The organism is Sporosarcina sp. P13 (assembly GCF_002743055.1).
Classification (GTDB): domain Bacteria; phylum Bacillota; class Bacilli; order Bacillales_A; family Planococcaceae; genus Sporosarcina.
In genome coordinates, this window is sequence record NZ_PDYM01000018.1 from 40,187 (window position 1) to 58,550 (window position 18,364).

Annotated in this window: 22 protein-coding genes and 1 other annotated feature; all 22 genes read left to right on the plus strand. The window is 42.5% G+C overall.

Translation table 11 applies throughout. From position 1 onward, the window contains the following. The first annotated feature begins 26 nt into the window (after nucleotides 1-26). The 22 genes from CSV79_RS09825 (at nucleotide 27) to rpmA (ending at nucleotide 18,155) form a co-directional block, all read left to right on the plus strand. On the plus strand, nucleotides 27-1,475 hold the full coding sequence (locus tag CSV79_RS09825; RefSeq protein WP_099688878.1) for a VanW family protein: 1,449 nt from the start codon (nucleotides 27-29) through the stop codon (nucleotides 1,473-1,475). 15 nt (nucleotides 1,476-1,490) lie between these two features. Next, a complete protein-coding gene (locus CSV79_RS09830; protein WP_099688879.1) occupies nucleotides 1,491-3,158 on the plus strand; it encodes a GspE/PulE family protein in 1,668 nt (555 codons plus the stop codon). An 11-nt stretch (nucleotides 3,159-3,169) separates the two neighbouring features. Next, complete coding sequence (locus CSV79_RS09835) at nucleotides 3,170-4,207, plus strand: type IV pilus twitching motility protein PilT (protein WP_099688880.1); 1,038 nt, start codon at nucleotides 3,170-3,172, stop codon at nucleotides 4,205-4,207. Nucleotides 4,208-4,209: 2 nt separating this feature from the next. Further along, on the plus strand, nucleotides 4,210-5,421 hold the full coding sequence (locus CSV79_RS09840) for a type II secretion system F family protein (protein WP_099688881.1): 1,212 nt from the start codon (nucleotides 4,210-4,212) through the stop codon (nucleotides 5,419-5,421). Between the two features lie 117 nt (nucleotides 5,422-5,538). Next, nucleotides 5,539-5,997, plus strand: a complete 459-nt coding sequence (locus tag CSV79_RS09845; protein WP_099688882.1) for a type IV pilin protein — start codon at nucleotides 5,539-5,541, stop codon at nucleotides 5,995-5,997. A gap of 319 nt (nucleotides 5,998-6,316) precedes the next feature. Beyond that, entirely contained in the window at nucleotides 6,317-7,297 is a 981-nt protein-coding gene (pilM, locus tag CSV79_RS09850) for a type IV pilus biogenesis protein PilM (RefSeq protein ID WP_099688883.1), read from the plus strand. Nucleotide 7,298: 1 nt separating this feature from the next. Then, nucleotides 7,299-7,970: a PilN domain-containing protein gene (locus CSV79_RS09855; RefSeq protein ID WP_099688884.1), complete on the plus strand. Its 672-nt coding sequence runs from the start codon at nucleotides 7,299-7,301 to the stop codon at nucleotides 7,968-7,970. Continuing rightward, on the plus strand, nucleotides 7,963-8,649 hold the full coding sequence (locus tag CSV79_RS09860) for a pilus assembly protein PilO (RefSeq protein ID WP_099688885.1): 687 nt from the start codon (nucleotides 7,963-7,965) through the stop codon (nucleotides 8,647-8,649). The genes CSV79_RS09855 and CSV79_RS09860 overlap by 8 nt, the downstream gene beginning before the upstream one ends. 11 nt (nucleotides 8,650-8,660) lie before the next feature. Beyond that, a complete protein-coding gene (locus CSV79_RS09865) occupies nucleotides 8,661-9,416 on the plus strand; it encodes a prepilin peptidase (protein ID WP_099688886.1) in 756 nt (251 codons plus the stop codon). A gap of 91 nt (nucleotides 9,417-9,507) precedes the next feature. After that, complete coding sequence (locus CSV79_RS09870) at nucleotides 9,508-10,134, plus strand: hypothetical protein (RefSeq protein ID WP_099688887.1); 627 nt, start codon at nucleotides 9,508-9,510, stop codon at nucleotides 10,132-10,134. A gap of 84 nt (nucleotides 10,135-10,218) precedes the next feature. Further along, entirely contained in the window at nucleotides 10,219-10,821 is a 603-nt protein-coding gene (locus CSV79_RS09875; RefSeq protein WP_099688888.1) for a Maf family protein, read from the plus strand. Between the two features lies 1 nt (nucleotide 10,822). Then, nucleotides 10,823-11,521, plus strand: a complete 699-nt coding sequence (gene radC / locus CSV79_RS09880; protein WP_099688889.1) for a RadC family protein — start codon at nucleotides 10,823-10,825, stop codon at nucleotides 11,519-11,521. A gap of 310 nt (nucleotides 11,522-11,831) precedes the next feature. Further along, the gene (locus tag CSV79_RS09885) at nucleotides 11,832-12,848 is read left to right on the plus strand and encodes a rod shape-determining protein (protein ID WP_099688900.1); all 1,017 of its coding nucleotides are present in this window, start codon (nucleotides 11,832-11,834) and stop codon (nucleotides 12,846-12,848) included. 18 nt (nucleotides 12,849-12,866) lie between these two features. Beyond that, nucleotides 12,867-13,760 carry a rod shape-determining protein MreC gene (gene mreC, locus CSV79_RS09890; protein ID WP_099688890.1) on the plus strand — a complete coding sequence of 298 codons (894 nt, stop codon included), beginning with the start codon at nucleotides 12,867-12,869 and terminating at the stop codon, nucleotides 13,758-13,760. Beyond that, on the plus strand, nucleotides 13,757-14,278 hold the full coding sequence (mreD, locus tag CSV79_RS09895; RefSeq protein WP_099688891.1) for a rod shape-determining protein MreD: 522 nt from the start codon (nucleotides 13,757-13,759) through the stop codon (nucleotides 14,276-14,278). The genes mreC and mreD overlap by 4 nt, the downstream gene beginning before the upstream one ends. 19 nt (nucleotides 14,279-14,297) lie before the next feature. Continuing rightward, entirely contained in the window at nucleotides 14,298-14,969 is a 672-nt protein-coding gene (minC, locus tag CSV79_RS09900) for a septum site-determining protein MinC (RefSeq protein WP_099688892.1), read from the plus strand. Nucleotide 14,970: 1 nt separating this feature from the next. Further along, complete coding sequence (gene minD, locus CSV79_RS09905; protein ID WP_099688893.1) at nucleotides 14,971-15,771, plus strand: septum site-determining protein MinD; 801 nt, start codon at nucleotides 14,971-14,973, stop codon at nucleotides 15,769-15,771. 93 nt (nucleotides 15,772-15,864) lie between these two features. Further along, nucleotides 15,865-16,407, plus strand: a complete 543-nt coding sequence (locus tag CSV79_RS09910) for a hypothetical protein (protein WP_099688894.1) — start codon at nucleotides 15,865-15,867, stop codon at nucleotides 16,405-16,407. Continuing rightward, entirely contained in the window at nucleotides 16,404-17,027 is a 624-nt protein-coding gene (locus tag CSV79_RS09915; RefSeq protein WP_099688895.1) for a metalloprotease, read from the plus strand. The genes CSV79_RS09910 and CSV79_RS09915 overlap by 4 nt, the downstream gene beginning before the upstream one ends. Before the next feature lie 93 nt (nucleotides 17,028-17,120). Then, nucleotides 17,121-17,197 (plus strand) — a sequence feature (ribosomal protein L21 leader region). Nucleotides 17,198-17,210: 13 nt separating this feature from the next. Continuing rightward, a complete protein-coding gene (gene rplU, locus CSV79_RS09920) occupies nucleotides 17,211-17,519 on the plus strand; it encodes a 50S ribosomal protein L21 (RefSeq protein WP_099688896.1) in 309 nt (102 codons plus the stop codon). A 6-nt stretch (nucleotides 17,520-17,525) separates the two neighbouring features. Next, a complete protein-coding gene (locus tag CSV79_RS09925; RefSeq protein WP_099688897.1) occupies nucleotides 17,526-17,852 on the plus strand; it encodes a ribosomal-processing cysteine protease Prp in 327 nt (108 codons plus the stop codon). A gap of 12 nt (nucleotides 17,853-17,864) precedes the next feature. Next, nucleotides 17,865-18,155 (plus strand): 50S ribosomal protein L27, encoded by a 291-nt coding sequence (gene rpmA, locus CSV79_RS09930; RefSeq protein WP_099688898.1) that lies wholly within the window; start codon nucleotides 17,865-17,867, stop codon nucleotides 18,153-18,155. Nucleotides 18,156-18,364: the final 209 nt, after the last annotated feature.

An 18,364-nucleotide genomic window follows, 5' to 3' on the forward strand; every position in this document is an offset into this window, starting at 1 on the left:
TACATTACATTGTGAGGCGATAACTATTGAAAAATAAACTATACAAAATCAGCCTATCTTTAGGCGCATTACTACTTGTAATTTCCACGATATTCGCACAGCAAGCCTATGCCGGCGACGGGTTCTTCTCCAACATCAAACGGTTCGATAAGCATACTTATGCTGGACCGTTTAATATCTCCAAACTAAACCGTAAGAAAGCGAAACAGAAACTGACGACTGACTTTGTGGAGTTAGAACAGAATTTGGCAGTGAAATTAATTGTACAAGATTTATATGTGGATGTTCCCTCTGAAGCGGTAACGTTCGATGTCGATGCGACAGTGGATCAAGCTTCATCGGGACAAGAAAATGCATTAATTGCCACTGTATCGCGAGACGGATTACGTACCGTATTAACACAGAATTTTAGTTCGCTCGTCTTTACTGAAGATGAAGTCGATACACTCGCTTCACAAATTGAATCACAATTACGTAGCGGAATTATGCCACAGCATATTTATTTAGCAAAATCGATACCGGAGTTATATGAACAAGCGCAAACGATTGCTTCGGCAACGTACGCAACCAAGCAGTTAACTAAAGGATTGCGATTATTACTGGATGATCTAAATGGTGCAGAAATCCAACCAAACTCGACTTTCTCATTTCAGGAGTTCGTGAAAGACAGAGAGTCAGTCGTTGCAAGTGATCAGGACATGTCTATAATGGCATCGTTACTGTATGAAACAGCATTGCAAACGAACTGGATTATTGACGAACGCAGTATTGGTAACGAGTTAACTGAAGGTGTGCAACCTGGTTTTGAAGCGGTAGTGAATCGCAAGTTGGATCTCGATCTACAAGTAACGAATCCAAACCAGACAGTGTTTACCTTGCATACCAAGTGGGATAATTCTCAAATCACACTTTCTATTGAAGGACTTCCTTTCATGCATACGTATCTTCCGGAAGTCGAAAATTTAAAACTATATAATCCGAAAACGGTTGTTCAATATAGTGCATTCATTCCGTCTGGTAGGGTACAAACGATTAATAAAGGTAAAAAAGCAATGGAAGCTACGGTTAAGCGAAGTATCCTGTTGAATGGTTCTCTACTAGACTATGAAGATATTTCGATTGATTTCTATACGCCACAGTCGAAAGTGGAACGTCGTAACTTGACTCGTCCCAAAACTTTGACGGCTGGTAGTGCGGATGGGACGAATAGTGGATCGGATCTAAATCCAGATTCAAGTTCACCTACTGCAGGAGGGAATTCTTCAACAGATGGATCAGCTAATGGAAGTGATTCCGGCAAGCCTGGATCGTCTAGTAGTAACGGCTCGTCTAATGGCAATACGTCAGATAAATCGGGAATATCAGGTGGAAATGATTCAGGTAACCCGAACGCATCTGGAGGCCAAAACAAGGACGAAGTATTTTACGATAAAGGTGGAAATCGCGTCGATAAAAATGGTGATCCGCTTGATTGATAAAGGAGGGGTCTAATGGTAGTCACTAGAAAACGTCTAGGGGATTTATTGATAGAGTCGGGTTTGCTGACGGATGAGCAATTAATGGTAACATTAAAAGATAAACCGCGTGATCAACGTTTGGGGGATGCGTTATTGCAGCGTGGGTATATTACGGAGCAGCAATTGATCGAAGTGCTCGAGTTCCAGATAGGAATTCCGCACGTAAACTTATTCAGATATCCGTTTGACCCGAAGCTCTTTAATATTGTGCCCAAAGGATTGGCCAAGCAGAAAATGATTGTGCCGTTGAAGAAAGATGGAGATAAGTTATTCGTCGCGATGGCGGACCCGATGGACTATAATACGATCGAAGATTTACGTTTATCGACGGGCTTCCATATTGAAACAGCGATTGCCTCGAAGGACGATATTACTCGAACAATCACTCGATATTATGATGATGAAATATTCGATGATCTACTATTCGAAGAGCCGGAAACGCCGCTAGAACAACTGCAACAGCAAGAAGAATTAATCGATCAAGATTCTCCAGTAGTCCGTCTCGTCAATCAGATTATTTCAAGTGCGGTATCGATGAAAGCGAGTGATATTCATATTGACCCACAAGAGCGCCAAGTTGTCATCCGTTTTCGAATCGATGGGAAACTTCAGACGGAGCGGGCATTACCGAAGCATATGCAAGCGATGCTCTTGGCGCGTATTAAAATCATGGGCAACTTGAATATTACAGAATCACGTATTCCACAAGATGGTCGTTTTAAAGTAACAATTGATTTCCGACCGATTGACTTGCGTTTATCAACGTTGCCAACTGTTTTCGGTGAAAAAATTGTTATGCGGATTTTAGACTTAAGTAGCTCGTTAAATGATTTAGCGAAGTTAGGGTTTGGTGAGACAAATTTGCAACGTTTTTTAGTGGAAATTGAAAAGCCGAACGGAATTATTTTAATTTCGGGTCCTACAGGTTCCGGGAAATCGTCTACTCTATACGCGGCGTTGAATCGATTGAATAATGAAGATGTCAATATCATTACGATTGAAGATCCAGTCGAGTATCAATTAGAAGGAATCAACCAAATTCAAGTGAATCCTAATGTAGGTTTAACGTTTGCGGCAGGTTTACGTTCGATTTTGCGGCAAGATCCAGATGTGGTCATGGTCGGGGAAATCCGAGATAAAGAAACGGTAGAAATTGCGATTCGTGCATCTTTAACTGGACACTTAGTACTAAGTACGATCCACACGAATGATTCCGTCGCTTCGATTTCTCGTTTGCTTGAAATGGGTGTTGAACCTTTCTTGCTGACAGCTTCCTTGAATGCGATTGTGGCGCAACGTTTGATCAGACGCGTGTGCCGTGACTGTGGAACAAGGCAACCAGCAACTGAACGCGAGAAAGCAATCTTTTCCAAGCGTGGGATGACAATTGATGAGATTCATCGTGGATCAGGTTGTGCTGCATGTAATATGACGGGTTATCGAGGGCGTATTGCGATTCATGAGGTGCTAATTATTAATGCAGAAATGCGTGACGCGATTAACAAAGAAGCAGCGCCGACTGTATTTCGTGAAATTGCAGAGAAGAGTAAAACGATTTTCCTGATAGACGACGGATTGGAAAAAGTAAAACAAGGTATTACAACAACAGAAGAAGTGTTGCGAATAGCCTTGATTGAATAGGAGTGTGTGCAATGCTCGAACGAATTGATCAAGTACTGACGGAAGCTTTCAATAATAAGGCGTCTGATATTCACTTAACTGTCGGTGTACCTCCGATTTTTCGTGTGCATGGAGATTTAAAGCGTTATGGAGAAACACCGTTAACGCCAGAAGATACCGAGAAAATTGCTTTTCAAACGATACCGGAAAAGATGCTTGCTGCGTTTAGAGAAGCGGGGCAGATCGATTATTCTTATGAAATAGCAGGTGTCTCTCGTTTTCGTGTCAATGCGTTCCAACAACGCGGTTCGATTTCATTAGCATTCCGGACGATTCCTACGACAATCCCTACGATTGACGATTTGAATATGCCGGCAACACTTATGAATTTGGCGGGAACTGCTCAAGGCTTGATTTTAGTTACTGGTCCTACAGGTTCAGGAAAGTCTACGACTCTAGCCGCGATGATTCGTTATATGAATGAAACGATGAGAAAGCATATTATTACGCTTGAAGATCCGATTGAATATATGCATGATCATGGTACATCGATTATTGATCAGCGGGAAGTTGGTTTTGATACGTTGACGTTTGCGGATGGTTTGCGTGCGGCATTACGTCAAGATCCAGATGTTATTCTTGTAGGAGAGATGCGAGATTTGGAGACGATTTCTACCGCGATTACAGCGGCAGAAACGGGTCACTTAGTGCTTGCGACGTTGCATACATGGAGTGCGGCTTCAACGATCGATAGAATCATAGACGTGTTTCCACATGGTCAACAGTCGCAAATCCGCGTGCAGTTGTCTGGTGTACTGAAGGCTGTTGTGTCACAACGTTTGTTTAAGACGATGGATGGAAAAGGCCGACGTGCAGCGACAGAAATTATGATTAATAATGCGGCGGTATCGAATTTGATACGCTCAGAAAAGGTGCACCAGATTCCGAACGTGATTCAGACGAGCCGAGCGAGTGGAATGCATATGATGGATCATTCGGTGAAAAGTTTGATGGAGCAAAGGATTATATCCTATGAAGCGGCACTTCCGTTTTTACAAGGAGATGACTGAGCATGGCGCGTTTTACGTATGAAGGGCGTGACGCGAAATCTATCCGTCGCGGATCGGTAACGGCAACGAATAAGAGAGATGCAGCGATAAAGTTGAAAAACCAAGGGATTCGTGTAGTTAGTATCGTGGAACAACAAGAAACGGCATTGACGAAAGAGATTACGATTGGAAGTCCTGTTAAACGAGATCAACTTATTATGTTTTTGCGTCAGTTTTCGACGTTGTTGCAAGCGGGTGTAACGATTGTGGATGCGGTTCGGATTTTATCTAAGCAAGTAGAGCAAGTAAGGTTTCGGAAAATATTAGCTGCGATACAAGAGGATTTACGGACTGGAACACCATTGTCGGTCGCTTTTGGGAAGCATCCGAAAGTATTTGAACCGTTAATCTTAAATATGATTGGTGCAGGAGAAGTATCTGGAACGGTAGATGAGGCACTTGATCGGTTGGCTGATCATTTTGAGAAGGCTTACCGAACGAGACAGAAAGTCATGTCAGCGTTGGCTTATCCAATCGTCGTAGGAATCGTTGCGATTGGTGTTGTTGTTTTCCTATTATGGTTTGTTGTGCCGATGTTTGTTGATATGTTTGCTAGTATTGGCGGTGAATTGCCTTGGTTGACGCGTGCTGTCATGGCAGCGAGTGCGTGGATTGAGAGTTACTGGTATCTTCTTATTCTAATTGTTTCAGCGATTGTAGTAGGCTTTATGTTGTTGCGTAGTAATCCAAAAGGGAAATATACAGTAGATACGATCGTGCTTCGATTACCGATCTTTGGCCCAATCGTTCAAAAAGCTGCTCTGGCAATGATGACGCGAACGTTGAGCTCTATGTTTTCTAGTTCGGTGCCAATCTTGCAGTCATTGTCCATGACTGAGCGGGTAATAGGTAATAAGGTCATTGCGAAAGTAATAGGCGAATCAAGGGAATCAATGGAACGTGGTGGTTCATTGACAGAACCGATGTTAAATCATTGGGCGTTTCCGCCATTAATCCCTCATATGATTGCGATAGGAGAGGAAACTGGTTCTTTGGACTCCATGTTAGCGAAAGTGGCTGATTTCTATGAAAAAGAAGTAGAAGCCGCTACGGATCGCTTAAAGGCGCTAATCGAGCCATTAATGATTGTTTTCTTAGCTGCAATAGTCGGTACTATAGTCTTGGCGATTATGATGCCGATGTTCAGTATGTTTGAACAAATAGATAATTTGTAACAGAATTCATGTTTTTATATTGAATAAGAATTTATTTTTCATTTTACTAGTGTTATTCTCCTAATTACTATGGTATACTAGATTCATAGAGTAGGGGAAACAAGAGGAGGAAAACAAATGAAAAAGTTTCTGAAGAAGAAGTTAAATCAAAAAGGTTTAACGCTTGTTGAGTTGCTAGCGGTTATTGTTATTTTGGGGATTATCTCTGCGATTGCTGTACCGTCTATCGGGAATATCATCACGAATTCGAAAGTTAATGCTTTGAAGGCTGATGGTCAGAATGTGTTGTCAGCAGCACAGATGTACTTTGCGGAAACAGGCGGTACAGCGAATGTGGATGGAGATAAAGTAGTTACACAACAGCAGTTAATTGAAGGCGGATTCCTAGAAGATGCTGGTGGATTGACAGGCGCAACGGTTAAAAAAGCTGACACAGGAAACACTATTTCTGGTACTGCTACAACGAAAGGTGTTACTGTAGTTTTCAAAGATGCAACTTCAAGAGATATAACTGATGCTGATGTTAAAGCTACCGATACCACTGCCACAGGTGTTAAGGTAAAGGTAACAAGATAATTACCTTCAAAAGATCATAATCCTATAATTATACAATAATAAAAGACTCTGCAGAGATTATTATTCTCTCCAGAGTCTTTTTACATTCAAAAATGTTGAGGCTGAATGTATCAAGTTTGAATATTGTAATGGTAGGAATAGAGTACTATGAAAAGTTGAAATGGTTTCAGCTGTCTAATCAAGATATTTACAATTTATAAGCATTATTCACTATGAATCTTTCATTCCTTCTATGCATTTGCTATAATTAATGGAGCTCAATAATAGGATACGGACAGTATTATTTCCTGTTATTGCTTGTCTGGAAGGGAGTTGCACCATGTCCGTTTTTTCAAATTTATCACATCGATTATCGATGCTTAATCGTAAAAAACGTATTCATTCTCTGACGCTTGATGACGACGCGATTCGTTATGTGCGCATTAAGTCCCGAAATCCGATCGTTCTCGATACAGCGAAGGAGCTGGCGCTTCCGCCATATACCATTACTCAAGGTAGAATCGCTAATGAAGAAGTGCTTGAGCAAGTGTTAGGTGAAGTGGTGAAGAATTGGAATCTTGTGAAACGTAGTATGGCTTTCTTAGCGCCAGATGCATATGTCATTATCCGAAAAGTAGCCTATCCTGAAACGGTTGAAGATGAAGAGTTGAAAGGCCATTTCTTTATTGAAATTGGTTCAACGATTTATTTACCATTTGAGGATCCTGTTTTTGATGTGGTGCCATACATAGCGAATAATGTGCAAAACGAAGCGATCTTGATTGCATCTAAGGAAAGTGTGATGCAGGCGTATGAACATGTACTGGAATCAGTGAAACTTGATCCAGTCATTGCGGATATCTCGCCACTTTCGTTGTATCGATTGGCTCATCATGAATACCAGTTTGAGGGTGCTGAGCATATTCTTTTGGCTGATTTACGTGGACGCAGTTTGACTGTATCAATATTTAATAGTCATTATCCTTTATTCATTCGCTCCATGGAATTAGAAGTTCCACTTAGTATGACGACGGGCGAAGCGCTTGATGAGAAGCAAGTTGAACCGATGACGATTGTTATGGAGTTGGAAAAGTTGGCGAATTTCTATCGTTTTAATTTGGCGGAGAGGGATTCGGTCATTACGCATTTACTGTGGAATGGCACATATGGACAGCAGGAGCTAGTACTTCAAATGGTTCGAGATCGCTTGGCGATTGAAGCGCTTCCTTTAGTAAAGGAACCGATCACTTGCGTGGATGGTACGGAAATTACTGCAGATTTCCACCGGGTGATTGGTCTCGCTTTGAAGGAAGTGATGTAGGATGCAGAAGTTAGTTGATATCAATTTACTGCCGGAGAAAATACGCGAGCGGACTACATGGCTATGGATTGTACTTGCAATTTTCGTTGCGGCGTTGATTAGTTGGGCGATTCTTTCTTGGATGGCTCAAAAAAATGAAGACGAGGCTCGGTTATTGAAGCAACAAACCTATGAAGTACAAAAGCAGCAAGAAGCTATTACTTCACAGCTAAGACCTTCAGCATTCGGCCAAGAAAAAGCGGATTTAGCTTCGACTGTCGAGTTCCTAGAAGGTTACCAATATAAAACACATCCATTAATTAAGGATCTTGTAAAAGCGTTGCCTGAGCGAGGTTTTTTCATGGAATTGACGTTCACTGCACCTAATGAAGTAATGTTGAACGTGCAATTTGACGACATGACCGAGCCAGCACATTATTTGACACGCATTAAATCTTCCTCGTTAGTAATTGATGCGACGTTTGAAGGGGTAGAAGCTAAGGAATTGGGTGCGAATGAATCGAAGCAAGAAGGACGCCAAAGCGTGTTGCCGCGATACGAAGCTAAATACTTTATCCAATTCGTAGATGAACGAGGCGTTACACCACCTAACGCTACAGCAGATCCAAATGCCGATAGTGAACCACAACTTCCAGCGGATATGAATACGGAAGGAGGCGGCACGAATGGATAGGTATGTAACGAAAAAACAGCAGCGAATCGGTTTAATTGGACTAGCGGTATTATTCCTTGGTGCAGTCGTCTACTATTCAATTTTCAGCTTGTATTTGCCGATGAAAGAGCAACGTGAACTAGTGGAAACGCAACTAGCTACTGAGCGTGATGTTTTATTTGCATTACAAAAACAGTTAGCTAATAAAGATTCGGATAAAACGATTTCTTCGGGTCCGTTGCAAAAAAAGGTGCCTGTTATTCCATTAGAAGATGCCTTGCTGTTGCGTATTGATAAAGCGGAAGTGAAATCAGACAGCCGAGTTAATAGTGTAAAGTTTAGTAAAGATACATTTCCGGTAGAGTTATTGCCTGAAAACGTACAAAATTTGGAAACGGTATTGATGGAAGTGGCGTTAGTTGCAGATACATACGATCAAGTGGAAAAATTTATTTATGAAATCGAAGAAATGTTGCGGATCATGAATGTTGAAACGATTCAATTTAGAGGACCTGCGGAGAAGACTGAAGCGGAAACGGAGACAGAGGAAATGGAATTGGTCATTTCATTCAACGCCTTCTTCCGTCCGGATCTAGTCAACTTGCAGAATGAAGCGCCTAGAGTAGACGCGCCAGCCGCTGCATTGAAAGATGATCCGACAACGATCAATAAAATGCGCGGAGATGAGACCGTGGAGTAAGGGGACTGTCTATGGAATGGATTATTGGTATGTTTTTCTTTCTCTACGGGATCACGTTTGGGTCGTTCTATAATGTAGTAGGCTTGCGTGTGCCGCTGAAGGAATCCATTGTATCACCTCCATCTCACTGTGCGACGTGTGACCGAAAGTTGAAGGCGGTGGATCTGGTGCCGTTGTTTTCCTATGTGTTTTTGAGAGGGAAGTGCCGGGGCTGTAAGGAAAAGATAAGTGCAATCTATCCGCTGATGGAGTTGCTGACGGGTGTATTATTTGTTTGTGCGTATGTATACTTTGGATTTCGGTGGGAACTCGTTGTTGCGCTTCTTTTCATTTCGATGTTGGTCATTTTGACTGTGTCCGATTTGAAATATATGCTCATTCCGAATAAAATTCTTTTGCCGTTCGGTGTGGCGATTTTTATATTGCGCTTCGTCAGTCCATTAACGCCTTGGTGGGATAGCTTGCTTGGTGCTGTTGTGGGATTTGGTATCCTATTTCTCATTGCGGTTATGTCGAATGGTGGCATGGGAGGTGGCGATATTAAGCTGTTCTTCGTCATTGGTCTAGTGCTTGGGACGATGCAGACGCTATTTACGCTGTTCCTCGCTTCGTTAATTGGCGCAATTGTTGGAATGATTTTCTTGAAACGAACAAAACAAGGACGTAAGACACCGGTGCCATTTGGTCCATCGATTGCGGTAGCTGCTCTCATTGCTTATTTTTATGGTAGTGAGATTGTCGGTTGGTACACGAGTTTGTTTTATTGAATAAGAAAATGTTTACGGACAAGACGACAACAGTCTTGTCTTTTTTTGCGTCGACTTTGGTAAAGTGAAGAAAAAAGTGGAGTGAATGCAGATGAATTTTCGTAAAAGGTATTCTAGAAATATTGTGTTTCGGGCAATGTTACAAGGCGTAGCGATTGGTTTAATTGCCGTATTGATCATTGGCTTGACTATTTATAGCACGAGTGAAAAAGGGGCGGATCCCGGGAAGAAGGTGGCTACGACGGGGCCGACTGCGGGTGAAGAACAAGTAGCTGACGGTGACGCGATGACGATGTTTGTGAAGCAGTATGGAGTGTTTTCGGCTAAGGAGGCTGCGACTGACTTTGTGGCGGTGAGTCCGTCCTTGGCAAAGACTGTGATTTTGCCAGTAAACGATCAGTTTTACGTTTGGGGGGCTGCTTGGCTAAAGGAAAGCCAGGTCGTGTTGAACGAAACGGAAGACGCGTTTAAGAAGAAAATTAAAGTTGTGCCGGGTACTTGTAAGCACGAATCTGCGGAAGAAGTGAAAAAAGCATTGCTGGCGGACGATTTATCGAAAATTGAATTGTCTGCAGGTAAGGGGGATAAGAAAAAAGCGACGGATTTTGAGAAGAAATTGACCGCTATCACTGCATTTACAAAGGATTCTTCGATTGCGAGACTGCATCTATTGGCATATTATTCGAATGAAGACCCATGCTTCAAAATTCAATTTTGACGCGATATCGGGGGAAGAATTGAATTTTGCTTCTTTTTCAAAAAGGTGACAATAGCGTACACTATGGAAAAGGAGGCATTACCTATGAAATTTACTAGTACTCAACCAATTGTTCTTGCTTCAAATTCACCAAGACGTAAGGAGTTATTGCAGTTAGCAGGTATTGAATTTACGGTAAAACCGAGCCGTGTGAAAGAGGATTTGCCATTTACACCAGATGAGCCAGATCGCTATGCGGTACGATTGTCCGAGCAAAAGGCGCAGGCGGTCTTTGATGAGAATCCGACTGCGATGGTCATTGCGGCGGATACGATTGTTGTGAAGGACGATCGACAGTATCCGAAGCCGGTGAATAATGAGCAAGCTGTGGAATTCCTATTGCAGCTGTCAGGTGAGACGCATCAAGTGATTACAGGCGTCACGGTGCTGATGGGCGATCGCAAGCTACAGTTCGCGAGTCTCTCTCAAGTGAAGTTCAGGGAGCTTGATATCGGTCTTGTGAATGAGTACGTGCGCTCTGGAGACGCGGCAGACAAAGCGGGGGCTTATGGTATCCAAACAGAAGGCATGTTGTTTGTTGAAGCGATTGTTGGCGACTATCAAAACATCGTGGGACTGCCGATGGGCGAATTGGTAGAATATCTACGGCAAGAACAGTGGCTGACGCTAGAAGTAGGTGACGCTTGATATGCCACTGGATTTAGCGCCTAAAATGATGATTCGTGATGTCCATATTGCAGACAGACCGCGTGAACGTTTGATTAGGGAAGGAGCAGGTAATCTTTCCAATCAAGAGCTAATGGCGATTTTATTGCGCACAGGCACGCGTTCGGAATCCGTCTTGGTGCTTGCCAATCGTGTGTTATCGACACTCGATCGCTTGGCTGATTTAAAAGAATTAACAGTAGACGAGATGACGAAGATTAAAGGAATCGGTGAAGCGAAGGCAGTGCAGTTACTAGCGGCTGCGGAACTTGGGAAGCGACTTTACCGTGCGGCGCCCCATGAACGGTATAAAATTCGCTCGCCAGAAGACGCCGCCAATTATTTGATGACGGATATGTCGTCGTTGAATCAGGAGCATTTCGTTGTTTTATTTCTGAATGTAAAAAATGAAGTATTACATAAGCAAACCATTTTTATTGGTAGCTTGAATTCTAGTATCGTCCATCCACGCGAAGTGTTTCGTGAAGCGTTCAAGCGGTCGGCTGCTTCGATGATCATTTCGCATAATCATCCAAGCGGTGACACGACGCCTTCAAAAGAGGATATTGAAGTGACAAAACGATTGATTGACGCGGGCCAAATTATGGGGATTGACGTATTGGATCACATTATTATTGGTGATCAAAAGTTTATTAGTTTGAAAGATAAAGGGTATATTTGATGAGAGTGGATAGTTTGTGTGAGCGACAAGTAGGGAGAATGATGTTGTGTTCTCCATGCTTGTTTTTTTATTGTGTTTCGGGAAGATTCTATGTTCGGTCACGTGGTTTCAATGAACGCAATGCATAATTTCTCCTCATAAAGATGCTATTAGACTGTGAATTTGGTAGGACGACTGGTAAATCAGTCTCTTTTTTCATGTTTTTTGCATTATGACGAGGCGATACTGTAAATTTAGTTACCTTTCCGTTATAATGTGGTGTATGCTTTTAAGAAGGCCGATGACGGTTATGCAGAAAGGGAGATTACAATTGTTTGGGTTCAGAACAAGAAGTGTAGGGATTGACCTGGGGACTGCCAACACCTTAGTTTTCATTAAGGATCAAGGCATTGTACTGAGAGAACCATCCGTAGTAGCAAAAAATACTGCCACAAATGAAATCATCGAGGTTGGTACCAAGGCTAGAAATATGATTGGTCGTACACCGAGCTCAATCGTGGCGATTCGCCCTATGAAAGATGGAGTGATTGCTGATTTTGAAACAACGAAAATTATGATCTCTCGTTATTTAAAAGAAGCCCTAAAATCAGCAGGCAGTTCTTGGAGAAAACCAAATGTCATGATTTGTGTCCCGTATGGTATCACGTCCGTTGAACAACGTGCGGTCATCGATGCGGCAAAACAAGCAGGTGCGAAAGAAGCGTTCACGATCGAAGAGCCTTTTGCAGCGGCAATCGGAGCAGATTTACCAGTTTGGGAACCAACCGGTAGTATGGTCGTTGATATAGGTGGCGGTACGACAGAAGTTGCCATTATTTCACTTGGCGGCATTGTGACGAGTACTTCGATTCGTGTCGGTGGTGATGCGATGGATTCTGCAATCATAGATTATGTTCGTAAGACATATCATATGCTGATTGGTGAGCGGACGGCTGAAGCGATTAAATTTGAAATCGGATCCGCTTTTGATCTTGAGAAAACGGAAAAGATGGATATTCATGGTCGCGATTTATTGACGGGCTTACCTAAAACAATGGAGGTTACGTCCCAAGAAATCGTCATTGCGTTACAAGAACCTGTGGCCGCGATTATCGAGGGCATGCGTTCGACACTTGAGAAGACGCCACCAGAATTAGCATCTGATGTTATGGAACGCGGACTTGTCTTAACGGGCGGTGGCTCGTTGCTACGTAATTTGGATAAAGCGATTTTAAATGAGACGAAAATGCCAGTCTTCATTGCAGAACAACCATTAGACTGTGTAGCCATCGGCACTGGAAAAGCATTAGAAAATATAGATCTCATTAGAAAGATTCAAACACAATAATTGGAGGAGATGTAGGCGATGCCGCGTATTTTTTCCAATAAACGATTAATCATTTTATTAGTAGGAGTAATCGTCCTTGTGGCATTAATTGCATTCTCACTTCGCGACCGTAACCATGCAAATGTTCCGGAACAGAAAGTGAAGGATGTTGTCGGATTTGGGCAGTCGCTCTTTACTAAGCCGGCTCATTTCGTCACGGGGGTCGTTGAAAATATTGATACAATGCTTAATACATACGAAGAAAACAAGCGATTGAAAGAACGACTGGACACATTTGCATCGATACAAGCCGAATTGGCGGATGTTAAAGCGGATAATGTAAAATTACGGGGAATCATTGATAAACAAGACGATCTGCGTGCGTATGAGCCGATCCAATCTACCGTGATTTCGCGTAATCCCGATCAATGGGAAGAAAAGCTGATCATCGATAAAGGGACGACCAATGGCGTGGGCGTCAATATGGCGGTCATGACTGCACAAGGTTTGATTGGGAAAGTTATTTTATCGACTCCTTCCACGTCAACGATTGAGTTGATATCGACAGAAAACAGCAACTTCCGTGTAGCTGCAATGGTTGTTGGGGAGCAAGAGATTTTTGGTCTAATTGAAGGATTTGATCAACAATCCCGTCAATTAATCATGAAGCGAATCGACTCCAGTTTTGATGTCGAAAAAGGAATGTCCGTAACGTCTTCAGGACTCGGCGGAATTTTCCCGAAAGGTATCTTAATTGGTGAGATTACGGAAGTGTCTACGGATGATTACGGCTTGACGAAGTTAGCGTATATTCGTCCAGCAGCCAATTTCTCCATGCTGGATCATGTCATGGTCGCGAAGCGTTCTGCGATTGTGGTCGATGGAACCGATGGAGGTAACTCTGTGGACGCAAAGGGGGAAGATGAATCATGATTCGGTTCGTCATTCCCTTAATCGCTATCGTATTATTTTTCTTAGAACCGATTTTTAGCTTATTTTCTCCGATTGAGCTGAATAATAACTTGTATATATTGATTCCGCGATTTTTGATTGTCTTTTTAATCTTTATTGCGACATATTACGGTAGAAAACGAGCTTTTTTTTATGCTTTAGTGTTTGGCATCTTGTATGATATGTATCACATTGATATTATTGGATTATATACATTTATGTACCCGCTCATTTGTTTCGTATCGGCGTCCGTTATTCGTCAAATTGAGCGACGTACTTCGACAGTTATGGTGTTATCATTAGTTATGATTGTCATGTTGGAATTATTGTCCTATCTTTTTGCAAGTATTATAGCACTGACATCCATTGATTTTAGTGAATTCTTGACTCGTCGGCTTATTCCGACAGTTATTGCCAACTCATTATTCATTGGGATGTTTGGTTACATGTTTAAACAAGTAATAGTAAAACGATTTTCACAAAAACAGGCTGGCTTTTAAGCATTGCGAGGTGATGTAGGTGACGAAATCACAGTTGATAACGATAAAAGGAACAAAAGACGGCTTAGTGCTACGATTGGATGATCATTGTTCGTTTTCCGATCTGCTGGATGAGCTAAAAGAAAAAGTAACAGGCAGCGTACTTGAAGGTGTATCTGAAGTGCAGCTACATACTGGGCGTCGCTTTTGTGACGAGCAAGACATGAAGAGTATCCTTGCGATCATTCATACCTCTCCTAACCTACGTGTTTCGAAGGTTCATAGTGACGTCATTTCATTAGAGGCGTGCGAGAAAAAATTGATTGAGGAACAATCCGAGACTTATGTCGGAATCGTTCGTTCTGGACAAGTTGTCCGAGCGCAAGGCGATTTGGTCATTATCGGTGATGTGAATCAAAGTGCCCAAGTCATTGCGGGCGGTAGTATTTATGTGTTAGGTCGCGTAAAAGGCATCGCACATGCAGGAGCGAATGGGAATAAGGACGCTGTAATTGCGGCATCTTGGCTCGAAGCTACTCATTTGAAGATTGCTGATAAAATGGAAATCATGACGGATGAGTTGACGATTCTTTCTGAACAACCTGAAATGGAATGTGCTTATCTCCACAAGAATGGGCAGATTGCGATTGACCGGCTTCAAGAGCTCCGACATTTACGTCCGAACCTTGCGACATTTAAGGGAGGTATATAATTTGGGAGAAGCAATTGTTATTACTTCTGGTAAAGGTGGCGTTGGGAAAACAACCACGTCCGCGAATCTTGGTACCGCTCTTGCGTTACAAGGTAAAAAAGTATGTTTGATTGATACAGACATCGGTCTACGAAACCTAGATGTTATTTTAGGTCTAGAAAACCGGATCATATACGACTTAGTCGACGTAGTAGAAGGACGCTGTAAAGTCCATCAGGCGCTCGTCAAGGACAAGCGTTTTGAAGATCGTTTATTTTTATTACCTGCAGCTCAGACGACAGATAAAAGTGCGGTCAATCCAGAACAGATGAAGAAACTTGTTCTTGAGATGAAAATGGATTATGACTATGTGCTTATCGACTGTCCAGCAGGTATTGAGCAAGGGTATAAAAACGCTATTGCAGGTGCAGACCGTGCAATTGTCGTAACGACTCCAGAAATTTCCGCTGTGCGTGACGCGGACCGAATTATTGGTTTACTTGAAGCAGAGGAAGGGATTGAACCCCCTAAACTGATCATTAACCGAATCCGTGAAGGCATGATGGAAAGTGGAGAAACATTGGATATTAATGAGATTACAACGCATTTATCGATTGATCTTCTAGGAATCGTAATGGATGACCGAAACGTCATTTCTTCTTCCAATAAAGGCGAGCCTGTCGTGATGGACCCAACGCATCCAGCAGCCATTGGCTATCGTAATATTGCCCGACGCATTTTAGGCGAGTCGGTGCCGTTGATGACGATGGGGAAAAGCAAAACAGGATTCTTCGGCAAGATCAAGAATATATTTGGAAAATAATAGCTGTGATAAAACTCAGTGCCTCCTCGGCGCTGAGTTTTTTGCATTTTACTAGACAGCCTCTCATACACTACAGGTAAAGGAGGGGACGTGGTGAAGTGGAGAACGAAATGGATCATCGCAATTGTATTGACTGTGTCAATTGTTGGCTTATCAAAATTAGAAGAACGCCAGCTTGTGAATGTGCCTGTTACGCAATATGTAACGACAGGAAAAGATTTTGTCGTAATGAAAAAATGGGTTTCCTCTTGGTTGGCAGAAGACGAATCCATCACGGTATCTGCTGAATCAGCATTCGACCCATTTGCTTCGTATGAATCATTTCAGCCGTATCAAGACGGCGCTATAATTTCGTATACGCAACCGTTAGCTATTACATCACAAGGAAACGGACTCGTTGTATTTACGGGCTTCACACGTACATCAGGCAAAACCGTGACGGTGCAATATGATAACGGAGATGAAGTGACGTATGGATTCGTCGGTACGTTTTCAACATTACCTTACACTGCAGTGAGGCGAGGAGATGAAATCGCTGTGATGGATGAGGAAGCGATCTATATCCGAGTCAAACGCAACGGAATTCCGCTGGAGCCAACCGTTCTTGCGACATATATGACAGGCGACCTCGAATGAAATTTCGCATTCATCCCATTTTATTGCCGATCTTTTTATTTTTCATGGTCGTTGGTGGCGTTTCCTTGTACGCGATGATTTTATTTTCGTTAGTATTTCATGAGCTTGGACACGTATTAGCCGCTACCAAAGCTGACATGAAAATTCGCAGTTGTACGATTTTGCCATACGGAGGGGAATTGCAGATTGTCAATCGGCAGCTCGCAACGAAACAGCAACGGCTGATCACGGCGCTAGGAGGACCTATCGCGACAGCCGTTCTGTTAGTCATTGGCTTATTGGTGGAGTTTCCCGGGAATGAGCAGTTTTTGCAAATACAAATCATTTTACTGACTGTCAATTTACTGCCAATATTGCCGTTAGATGGCGGACAAGTTCTTTCAGTATTGCTAGAGACCGATCAAAACAAATACATTACACGTTCACACTTCACACTCTACTCCATCATTGCTTCAATCATACTAACCGTCTATTTGACCAGCTACTTGCCAGATAGCATGCCCTACGTACTGCTCACCTCATTTTTAGCTATTCAAAATATTATCACCTATCGTTTTCGGAAATATGAACAAATCTTTGAACAAATGGCGATTGGTAGGAAGCGTTCTACGTTGAATTAGCGGCTAAAAATAAGTAAGCTGTCATTCATATAAAGATAATGCTTGACCTTTTACTTCTTACATGATAATATTTTACTGTTATTGATTGTAGCACCCGTGCTACAACCGCACTGAACAGGTCTAAGTATTTGCAAGTCGAATCACCTGTCAAGGCGAGTCTGAGTAAAATGAGGAGGTGCAAGTATGTACGCAATTATTGAAACTGGTGGAAAACAAATCAAAGTTGAAGCAGGCCAAGAAATCTACATTGAGAAGGTTTCTGGTGAAGCTGATGAAGTGGTAACGTTTGACAAGGTGCTAATGGTGGGCGGAGATGACGTTAAAGTCGGTGCTCCATTCGTAGAAGGCGCTACTGTAACAGGTAAAGTTGTCAAGCAAGGCCGTGGAAAGAAAATTACGGTTTTCAAATACAAGCCTAAAAAGAACTACCGCAAAAAACAAGGTCACCGTCAACCATACACGAAAATCGTGATCGACGGAATCAATCTGTAATCCGACATGATACATGTCTACATTACAAAAGAGCCTTCTGGGCGCATCTCAGCTTTTGAGATGGATGGTCATGCGGACTTTGCTGAACATGGTAAAGACTTAGTTTGCGCAGGTGCTTCAGCTGTATCATTTGGTGCGGTGAATGCAATTTCTGAGCTGACGGGTATTATACCGGAGATCGAGCAAGGTGCGAATGGTGGGTACTTACGCGTAGCGTTTCCGGTGACGGAGCGCGATGCGGAGGTCCAGTTACTCGTTCAAGCGATGATTATCTCTTTACAAACGATTGAATTAGACTATGCAGAATATATACAATTATCCTTTAAAAAGTAGGAGGTGGCAGCTATGTTACGTTTGGATTTACAGTTCTTCGCATCCAAAAAAGGAGTAGGTTCTACTAAGAACGGTCGTGACTCCGAATCGAAGCGTCTTGGCGCTAAGCGTGCAGACGGACAATTCGTTTCAGGTGGTTCAATCCTTTATCGCCAACGCGGAACAAAAATTCACCCAGGTGAAAACGTTGGTCGCGGTGGAGATGATACTCTATTCGCAAAAATCGACGGCGTCGTTCGTTTCGAACGCCTTGGCCGCGACAAAAAGAAAGTCAGCGTCTACCCACAAACACAAGAAGCTTAATTGGATAGCATGACTACATAGAAAAGGACTGCACTCGCTGCAGTCCTTTTTCTTATGGGGTAGATTATGTATATAGGGTTCTATAATATTTGTTGGGGTATGCGTACAATTTGCATAAAAAAATACACGTGATCACCGATTTCTTTTATACTTGAATTGTCTAGAAACAAGTAAAAGTGAAAGGTGATACGTGCATATGAATTTTAACA

Coding starts and splice junctions, on each gene's coding strand:
- CSV79_RS09915 (WP_099688895.1), top strand. CDS start 16,404: ATGAAATTTCGCATTCATCCCATTTTATTGCCGATCTTTTTATTTTTC.
- mreD (WP_099688891.1), top strand. CDS start 13,757: ATGATTCGGTTCGTCATTCCCTTAATCGCTATCGTATTATTTTTCTTA.
- mreC (WP_099688890.1), top strand. CDS start 12,867: ATGCCGCGTATTTTTTCCAATAAACGATTAATCATTTTATTAGTAGGA.
- CSV79_RS09835 (WP_099688880.1), top strand. CDS start 3,170: ATGCTCGAACGAATTGATCAAGTACTGACGGAAGCTTTCAATAATAAG.
- CSV79_RS09870 (WP_099688887.1), top strand. CDS start 9,508: ATGAATTTTCGTAAAAGGTATTCTAGAAATATTGTGTTTCGGGCAATG.
- CSV79_RS09875 (WP_099688888.1), top strand. CDS start 10,219: ATGAAATTTACTAGTACTCAACCAATTGTTCTTGCTTCAAATTCACCA.
- rplU (WP_099688896.1), top strand. CDS start 17,211: ATGTACGCAATTATTGAAACTGGTGGAAAACAAATCAAAGTTGAAGCA.
- CSV79_RS09855 (WP_099688884.1), top strand. CDS start 7,299: ATGCAGAAGTTAGTTGATATCAATTTACTGCCGGAGAAAATACGCGAG.
- CSV79_RS09840 (WP_099688881.1), top strand. CDS start 4,210: ATGGCGCGTTTTACGTATGAAGGGCGTGACGCGAAATCTATCCGTCGC.
- CSV79_RS09860 (WP_099688885.1), top strand. CDS start 7,963: ATGGATAGGTATGTAACGAAAAAACAGCAGCGAATCGGTTTAATTGGA.
- CSV79_RS09925 (WP_099688897.1), top strand. CDS start 17,526: ATGATACATGTCTACATTACAAAAGAGCCTTCTGGGCGCATCTCAGCT.
- pilM (WP_099688883.1), top strand. CDS start 6,317: ATGTCCGTTTTTTCAAATTTATCACATCGATTATCGATGCTTAATCGT.
- radC (WP_099688889.1), top strand. CDS start 10,823: ATGCCACTGGATTTAGCGCCTAAAATGATGATTCGTGATGTCCATATT.
- CSV79_RS09830 (WP_099688879.1), top strand. CDS start 1,491: ATGGTAGTCACTAGAAAACGTCTAGGGGATTTATTGATAGAGTCGGGT.
- CSV79_RS09845 (WP_099688882.1), top strand. CDS start 5,539: ATGAAAAAGTTTCTGAAGAAGAAGTTAAATCAAAAAGGTTTAACGCTT.
- rpmA (WP_099688898.1), top strand. CDS start 17,865: ATGTTACGTTTGGATTTACAGTTCTTCGCATCCAAAAAAGGAGTAGGT.
- CSV79_RS09865 (WP_099688886.1), top strand. CDS start 8,661: ATGGAATGGATTATTGGTATGTTTTTCTTTCTCTACGGGATCACGTTT.